This is a genomic window from Desulfuromonas acetexigens (assembly GCF_900111775.1).
In the GTDB taxonomy this organism is placed as follows: domain Bacteria; phylum Desulfobacterota; class Desulfuromonadia; order Desulfuromonadales; family Trichloromonadaceae; genus Trichloromonas; species Trichloromonas acetexigens.
In genome coordinates this window covers 161,303-167,678 of sequence record NZ_FOJJ01000041.1, presented here as the reverse complement: position 1 = coordinate 167,678, position 6,376 = coordinate 161,303, and the positions used below count along the sequence as shown (strand labels likewise).

Annotated in this window: 8 protein-coding genes and 1 pseudogene; 6 read left to right on the top strand and 3 right to left on the bottom strand. The window is 55.6% G+C overall.

Going from position 1 to position 6,376, the window contains the following annotated elements:
• Positions 1–312 precede the first annotated feature (312 nt).
• Together BQ4888_RS17250 and BQ4888_RS17245 are read left to right on the top strand one after the other, a co-directional pair.
• A complete protein-coding gene (locus tag BQ4888_RS17250; protein ID WP_092058959.1) occupies positions 313–639 on the top strand; it encodes a hypothetical protein in 327 nt (108 codons plus the stop codon).
• 71 nt (positions 640–710) lie between these two features.
• Entirely contained in the window at positions 711–1,391 is a 681-nt protein-coding gene (locus BQ4888_RS17245; RefSeq protein ID WP_092058957.1) for a hypothetical protein, read from the top strand.
• Positions 1,392–1,545: 154 nt separating this feature from the next.
• On the opposite strand, the gene BQ4888_RS17240 is transcribed toward BQ4888_RS17245, so the two are convergent.
• On the bottom strand, positions 1,546–1,845 hold the full coding sequence (locus BQ4888_RS17240) for a type II toxin-antitoxin system RelE/ParE family toxin (protein WP_092058955.1): 300 nt from the start codon (positions 1,843–1,845) through the stop codon (positions 1,546–1,548).
• A complete protein-coding gene (locus BQ4888_RS17235; protein WP_092058953.1) occupies positions 1,836–2,099 on the bottom strand; it encodes a CopG family ribbon-helix-helix protein in 264 nt (87 codons plus the stop codon). Before BQ4888_RS17235 ends, BQ4888_RS17240 begins: the two co-directional genes overlap by 10 nt.
• 215 nt (positions 2,100–2,314) lie before the next feature.
• Here BQ4888_RS17235 and BQ4888_RS17230 point away from each other — a divergent pair.
• The 4 genes and pseudogenes from BQ4888_RS17230 to BQ4888_RS17215 form a co-directional block, all read left to right on the top strand.
• Positions 2,315–2,734 (top strand): annotated as a pseudogene (locus tag BQ4888_RS17230) (amidohydrolase family protein); the annotation flags it as partial.
• 126 nt (positions 2,735–2,860) lie between these two features.
• Positions 2,861–3,157: a type II toxin-antitoxin system RelE/ParE family toxin gene (locus BQ4888_RS17225; protein ID WP_092058951.1), complete on the top strand. Its 297-nt coding sequence runs from the start codon at positions 2,861–2,863 to the stop codon at positions 3,155–3,157.
• Between the two features lie 6 nt (positions 3,158–3,163).
• Positions 3,164–3,469: an addiction module antidote protein gene (locus BQ4888_RS17220; RefSeq protein ID WP_176374265.1), complete on the top strand. Its 306-nt coding sequence runs from the start codon at positions 3,164–3,166 to the stop codon at positions 3,467–3,469.
• A gap of 264 nt (positions 3,470–3,733) precedes the next feature.
• Positions 3,734–4,987 carry a multiheme c-type cytochrome gene (locus BQ4888_RS17215; RefSeq protein ID WP_092058947.1) on the top strand — a complete coding sequence of 418 codons (1,254 nt, stop codon included), beginning with the start codon at positions 3,734–3,736 and terminating at the stop codon, positions 4,985–4,987.
• 88 nt (positions 4,988–5,075) lie between these two features.
• Here the strand turns inward: BQ4888_RS17215 and thiC are convergent, their stop codons facing one another.
• Entirely contained in the window at positions 5,076–6,374 is a 1,299-nt protein-coding gene (thiC, locus tag BQ4888_RS17210) for a phosphomethylpyrimidine synthase ThiC (protein WP_092058945.1), read from the bottom strand.
• Positions 6,375–6,376: the final 2 nt, after the last annotated feature.

Below are 6,376 nucleotides of genomic sequence, written 5' to 3'. Positions count from 1 at the left end.
AAGAGTAAAGCGACACGCTGATGGTCAAAAAACGAATTAATTTGGTTCTGACATGAAACAGTCTCTGCTACACTCTGATCCAAAGCGTCATCTCCTGAGGGTAGATTGGTTGTTTGGCGACAACCCATTCTATTACAGTTGATGGCGCTTTTGTTTAATTATTTCAGATATTTATTTGCTGTGCGTGCCTGCGAAAGTTGAGTAAGTAACCCCGAACTCCTGTACTGTGGACGGCTTGCCACTCCTATTGTTGACGGCTGGCCATAAAAGATTATATAGAGAGTTTATAAATTTTTCTCGAAGGGAGCGGCTATGAAACTAAAGACCGTTTGGGGAATTATTCTGATAGTTCTGGGGGTTATGGGTGTTCTTAATGGACTACAACAGTATGCAGATATTCAAGCTCTGGATCAAGTAGTTGGTGGTTTTACAAGATCTTTCGGACAACCAAGTCAAAGGACTTATAAAGTTGCTGTGCAAAATGCCCAAGTGGGAGGAATTCTTAAAATATTAGTTGGTATAGGCCTGTCTGTTTTAGGAACTTATTGGGTGAGAGATGAGGAAAGAAAACAGCACGGCCAAGATAGGGACAGTATGGATTTGGAAATATCGCAAGATCATGATGATTGGAAGATGTGATTAATAGATGTATTTTCAGACCTCCGTGTTACTACAATGAAGCATTTTAGGTCGAGGTCAAGCAAGTGACGATGGATTTTAGACTTAAGGCCAACAATTTTCTACGACAAAAGAAGATTTTTAAAGATAATTTCACGCGTACCCTTAGGCTTGAAAAGTTTTCATGGGCAATAGAACCATGGCCTTTTTATGTGCCGTTCATTATTTTAATTTTTCACATCTCTGTTCTTCTCTTCATATCGGACATTCGAAAGTTCAATACCGCCCTTGGAAGTATTCTGCAAATTGCCGGTGCTTCAGTCGTCTTATGGGGCATCGCTCAAAACCTCGGGCTTTTGGAAGGAAAAAATTTTTGTATAATAGTTAAAGAAGTAGTCAAAGACTGGTGGGAAAGGAAGCCCACTGGTCGTCCAAGGGGCACTATTATAACCACAACACAAAACCTTAGTTTAGAGGTTAAAGAAGCCCCTCTTCAAGACCAGCTACAGTTTAACACCGTCGAAGAAAAGGTAGACTACCTTCTGAAACGTTCAGTTGAACTTGAAGAAAAGTTTAACCGTATCAGGAATTCGTTAGCAAAAAGAATTAATGAAGTAGAAAAAGAGCTAAATCAGACAAAAAAATCATTTAAGAGAGAAGTTGATGGAGTCAAGACAACCCTTAAGAGTGCAGTGCTTGGTGGTATGAAAATGGAAATAGCCGGTTTTCTCACAGCGGCTTATGGTGTTTTAATATCAGGCTTCTTTGGTTAATCCCTGATCCGCAGACCCGCAACCCCCAGGGTCGGGTTTGGCATTTGGACTTTTGACGGGCTGATGGGGTTCACTTTTGTTCACCGCATCCTACGGCTTGGTCTGTCAGTGGGAAAGTTGCCGGAGTCAGGCACCCTTAACCCTGCCGCACCCCTTAATCCCTCCCCCCGCTATATCCAACCTCCTTGCCATGCCGGATCGCAACGATGTAGATCGCGCCCTGATAGATTCGGTAGCGCAGCAGATAGCCGGCGGCGCCGAAAGGGATGGGCAGATCCTGGTAGTCGGGCAGATCTTCCGCTGATTTGCCGATACGCGGACTGGTTTCGATCATCGCCACCGCCGCCTTGATGACCTTGACCGCCCGTTGCGCGGCCTCGCGATTGTGAGGGAGGATGAACTCCCGCAGGCGTTGGAGGTCGGCAACCGCCGCCGGCAGCCAGACTATCCGCATTTCGGCCCCTCGGCCTCATTTTCGCCGCCCCAGGATTCAAGCCATTCCATGACGGCATCATGGGGAACGCTCCGGCCCGTCTGACAGAACTCCTCCCAGCGTTCCAGGGTTTCGCGGCGGAAGCGCTCCGCCGCTTCCTCCCGTTCAAGGTACTGATCGATGGCTTCCTTGGCCAGCCAATGGGCGGTTCGTTTTTTCGCTTCCGCCAGTTTTCCGAGACGTTCCCGTTCGCTCGCGGACAGTTTGATGGCCATGGGTTTCACTTGCGTCGTCATACGCACCTCGAAAAAAGGGCTACCTGGTAGTTTGAAGTATTACCTTCGGCTTGCCTCGATGTCAACCAGCCTCTCATGACCTGTGGCAGGTCGAACAGACGGGGAAGCCTTTGAACGTCGAAAAACTTACCCAGGCGGCCTGAATGAACGCGACATAATCCAGGGTGACGGCAGGAGCGCGCCAACCGCCTGTCATGCCGGACAGGGGAGTGCAAGCCGTGGAAATCAAAAGCAAGATCTTCGACGCCCATCTGCATATCATCGACCCACGTTTTCCGCTGATCCCCAATCAGGGCTATCTCCCCGAGCCCTTTACCTGCCGGGATTACCTCGACCGGCTCGCCGGCTATCCCTTGGCGGGCGGCGCCGTTGTTTCGGGATCGTTTCAGGGTTTCGATCAGGACTATCTCTGTGCCGCTCTCCGGGAACTGGGGCCGACCTTCGTCGGGGTGACCCAGCTGCCGGCGACGGTGAGCGACGAGCGCATTCTTGAATTGGACCGGTCGGGAGTGCGGGCGGTGCGTTTCAACCTCAAACGCGGCGGTTCTGAGGAGGTCTCCCAGTTGGAGCGCATGGCCCGGCGGGTTTACGCGTTGGCCGGATGGCATGGGGAAAGTCGTCGGGGTCAGGTCTTTCTTTGACACGTTTTGGATGCGGAAAAGTCCGTCAAAGATCGAGAAGTATAAATCGAACTCGTTTAACGACTAGACAATCCGTAATCGTTCGATTACGATTTCATCATGTACATCATCAAGCGCTTGCCCGAATTTGACGACTGGATTGACCGTCTGCGCGACCGTCCCACGCGGATTCGCTTGTTGCGTCGTCTTGAAAAGGCGCAACGGGGGCTTTTGGGAGATGTCGCTTCGGTCGGCGATGGTGTCTTTGAGATGCGCGAATTTTTTGGCCCCGGCTGGCGCATGTATTACGTTCAGCAGGGAGAGTTCTTGATCGTCATGTTGGGCGGCGGCAACAAAAACAGTCAGATCGAGGATATCGCGGCAGCCAAGATTCTGGCGGCAACACTTAAGGAGTAGGTGACCATGGGGAAAAAAGTTAAGGTCGGCGAGTTGCCGGAATTCGATATGGCGCAGTACCTCGTAAGCGATGATGATGTTGCCGAATATTTGCGACAGGTTCTGGAAGACGGCGATGCCGGTGAACTGGCGGCGGCGCTGGGACATATCGCCAAGGCGCGGGGTATGTCGGAAATCGCCAGGGCCAGCGGCATCAAGCGTGAAGCCCTGTATAAGGCGCTGCGCCCCAACAGCCACCCGCGCTTCGATACCATTCAGCGCGTTTGCAAGGCTCTCGGGGTTAAACTGACCGCCACGTCGGCCTCGAACTGAGACGAGGAACTGTCCGGCTGTTTCATTTCGGCGAAAATGGCCGAAATCCTCAAAAGAAAAGGTTTCTGCCCCCTCAAGGTCTTCCTCGAGATGTGCGTCGAGGACGGCGTCAGCCCCCGCAAGCCATACGCCGAAAATTGAAGGTCCGCCCCCCCATCCTCCATCCTCATCTATTGACTTTCGTTGGCTTCGATTAATACTTCAAGAGTCGCCACCCGGCATGGCGCCTGCTGGCGACGTTCACTTGGGTCAAGGAGGAGAGAGATGCGGATATTTCAATGGTTAAACGTGGTTTTGAGTGGCGTGCTGTTCTGTCTGTTGCTGGCGCCGGCACCGGCTTCGGCTGTTCCCTCCGAGTGCGAGAACTGCCACGCGAAGATTTCACCGGTCATGGTCAAGGATTTTAACCGGGGCAAGATGGCCGAAACCCTCACCTGCGACATCTGCCACGGTAGCGAGCACACCAGCGCGGCGGATGCGGACAAGGCGCAGCTGCCGACCATCGCCACCTGCCGCCAGTGTCATCCTGAACAGGCTGCCCAGTATCTGGACGGCAAGCACGCCTTGGGGCAGGTCGCCCTCGATGCCATGCCCCGCTCCCATCAGCAACCGAAGGCCTTCATGGCCGGGCAGAAGGGTTGCGGCGGCTGTCATACCCTGGGGTTGGCCGACGCCGAGGCGCGCAAGAGCGAGAACCGCCAATATTACAAGTACGGCATGGATTGCCAGAACTGCCATACCCGTCACGCCTTCTCCAAGGCCGAGGCCGCCGAACCCGAGGCTTGCCAGACCTGCCACATGGGCTTCGACCATCCCCAGTGGGAAATGTGGTCGAGCTCCAAGCACGGCGTCACCTATCTGATGAACCGCATCATCAATCCCGAAAACAAGGATCGCGCCCCCCGCTGCCAGACCTGCCACATGGCGGAAGGCAACCATCGGGTGATGACCCCCTGGGGATTTTTGGCGGTGCGCCTGCCGGAAGAGGATGCCGAATGGATGGGCTATCGGACCATCATCCTCAAAGGGCTGGGGGTGCTCGATCCGGCGGGGAATCCCACCGCGCGCCTGGATGTGGTCAAGGCCGGCAAGGTGGCCCGGCTGAGCAAAGAGGAGTTCGACACCGAGCGAGCCAAGTTCGTGGCGGTTTGTCAGCAGTGCCATTCCCCCAACTTCGTGGCCGAAAACTTCAAGAATGCCGACCAGATGGTGAAGGAGACGGACAAGCTCTTCTCCGAGGCGATCGCGATCGTCGCGAGTCTGTACGAAGAGGGGCTCATCAAGCAGAAGGAAGGGCAGCCCTATGCCTATCCCGACCTGCTGACCTTCTACGATGTGGATACCAAGATCGAGGAGACCCTGTACGAGATGTTCATGGATCACCGCATGAAGGCCTTCCAGGCCGGTTTCCACATGAACCCGGATTATGCCACCTGGTACGGTTTCGCCAAAATGCAGAAGGATCTGGTGGAGATCCGCGAAATGGCGGCGGACATGCGCAAGAAAGCGGGCAAATAGCCGCTGACAGGTTCCTCAAATGAAAAAAAGCAACGCCCCCAAGTCACAAGATTTGGGGGCGTCGCTTTTTCAGGATTTCCGTGGGCTTTTAGCCGGCGATCTTTTCCTTACGCTGGTTCATGACCTTGTAGGCGCAGAACTCGCCGCACATGGTGCAGGCGCCGTGCTCTTCGTCGACTCCCGATTCGGCGCGGATGCGGCGGGCCTTTTCCGGGTCGAGGGCCTGGGCGAACTGGCCTTCCCAATCGAGGGCCTTGCGGCATTTGGCCATGGCGATGTCTTTGTCGATGGCTCCCTTGACGCCTTTGACGATATCCCCGGCGTGGGCGGCGATGCGGCTGGCGATGACCCCTTCGTGGACGTCGGCCACGTTCGGTAAGGCCAGATGTTCGCTGGCGGTGACGTAGCAGAGGAAATCGGCGCCGGCGGCTGCGGCCAGGGCGCCGCCGATGGCGCAGGTAATGTGGTCGTAACCGGGGGCGATGTCGGTGACCAAGGGGCCGAGGACGTAGAAGGGGGCACCGTGGCAGAGCCGCTTCTGCAACTGGATGTTGGCCTCGATCTGGTTCAGCGGCACATGGCCGGGGCCTTCGATCATCACCTGGATGCCGGCATCCCAGGCGCGCTGGGTCAACGCACCGAGGGTGATCAGCTCCTGGATCTGCGCCCGGTCGGTGGCGTCGACCAGACAGCCGGGGCGGAAACCGTCCCCCAGCGACAAGGTCGCATCGTAGGGTTTGACCAATTCGAGCAGGCGGTCGTAGTACTCGTAGAGGGGATTCTCGGCGTTGTTGTAGGTCATCCACTCGATGGTGAAGGAGCCGCCGCGGGAGACGACTTCCATGATCCGCCCTTCGTTGTCCATCTGCTCGACGGCGGCACGGGTCACGCCGCAATGGACGGTGATGAAGTCGACGCCGTCATCGAGATGCTTCTTGATGCCGGCGAAGATCTCGTCGACGGTCATCTCCACCATCGCCTTGCCTTTGCGGGTGACGGTGTCGACGGCGGCCTGATAAAGGGGAACCGAGCCGATGCAGGCCTGGGTTTCACGGATGATGGCGGCGCGGATCTCGTCGATGGGTCCGCCGGTGGAGAGGTCCATGATGGCGTCGGCGCCGGCGGCAACGGCGACCCGGGCTTTTTCCAGCTCCTTGTCGATGCTCTTGTCGTCCTTGCTGGTGCCGATGTTGGCGTTGACCTTGGTGCGCAGACCTTTGCCGACGGCCAGGGGGATGCCGTTTGTATGCAGATTGTTATGACAGATAATGGCGGTGCCTTCGGCGATGCGCTGGCGCAGCAGTTCGGGGTCGATCCCCTCGACGGCGGCCGCCTGTTTCATTTTGTCGGAGATGATGCCCTTGCGGGCGAGTTCGAGCTGGGTCATGG

Bases quoted from the DNA above. Each gene is read 5' to 3' on its own strand.
- BQ4888_RS17235 (WP_092058953.1), bottom strand. From the start codon at position 2,099: ATGGCCATCAAACTGTCCGCGAGCGAACGGGAACGTCTCGGAAAACTG.
- BQ4888_RS17245 (WP_092058957.1), top strand. From the start codon at position 711: ATGGATTTTAGACTTAAGGCCAACAATTTTCTACGACAAAAGAAGATT.
- thiC (WP_092058945.1), bottom strand. From the start codon at position 6,374: ATGACCCAGCTCGAACTCGCCCGCAAGGGCATCATCTCCGACAAAATG.
- BQ4888_RS17250 (WP_092058959.1), top strand. From the start codon at position 313: ATGAAACTAAAGACCGTTTGGGGAATTATTCTGATAGTTCTGGGGGTT.
- BQ4888_RS17225 (WP_092058951.1), top strand. From the start codon at position 2,861: ATGTACATCATCAAGCGCTTGCCCGAATTTGACGACTGGATTGACCGT.
- BQ4888_RS17240 (WP_092058955.1), bottom strand. From the start codon at position 1,845: ATGCGGATAGTCTGGCTGCCGGCGGCGGTTGCCGACCTCCAACGCCTG.
- BQ4888_RS17215 (WP_092058947.1), top strand. From the start codon at position 3,734: ATGCGGATATTTCAATGGTTAAACGTGGTTTTGAGTGGCGTGCTGTTC.
- BQ4888_RS17220 (WP_176374265.1), top strand. From the start codon at position 3,164: ATGGGGAAAAAAGTTAAGGTCGGCGAGTTGCCGGAATTCGATATGGCG.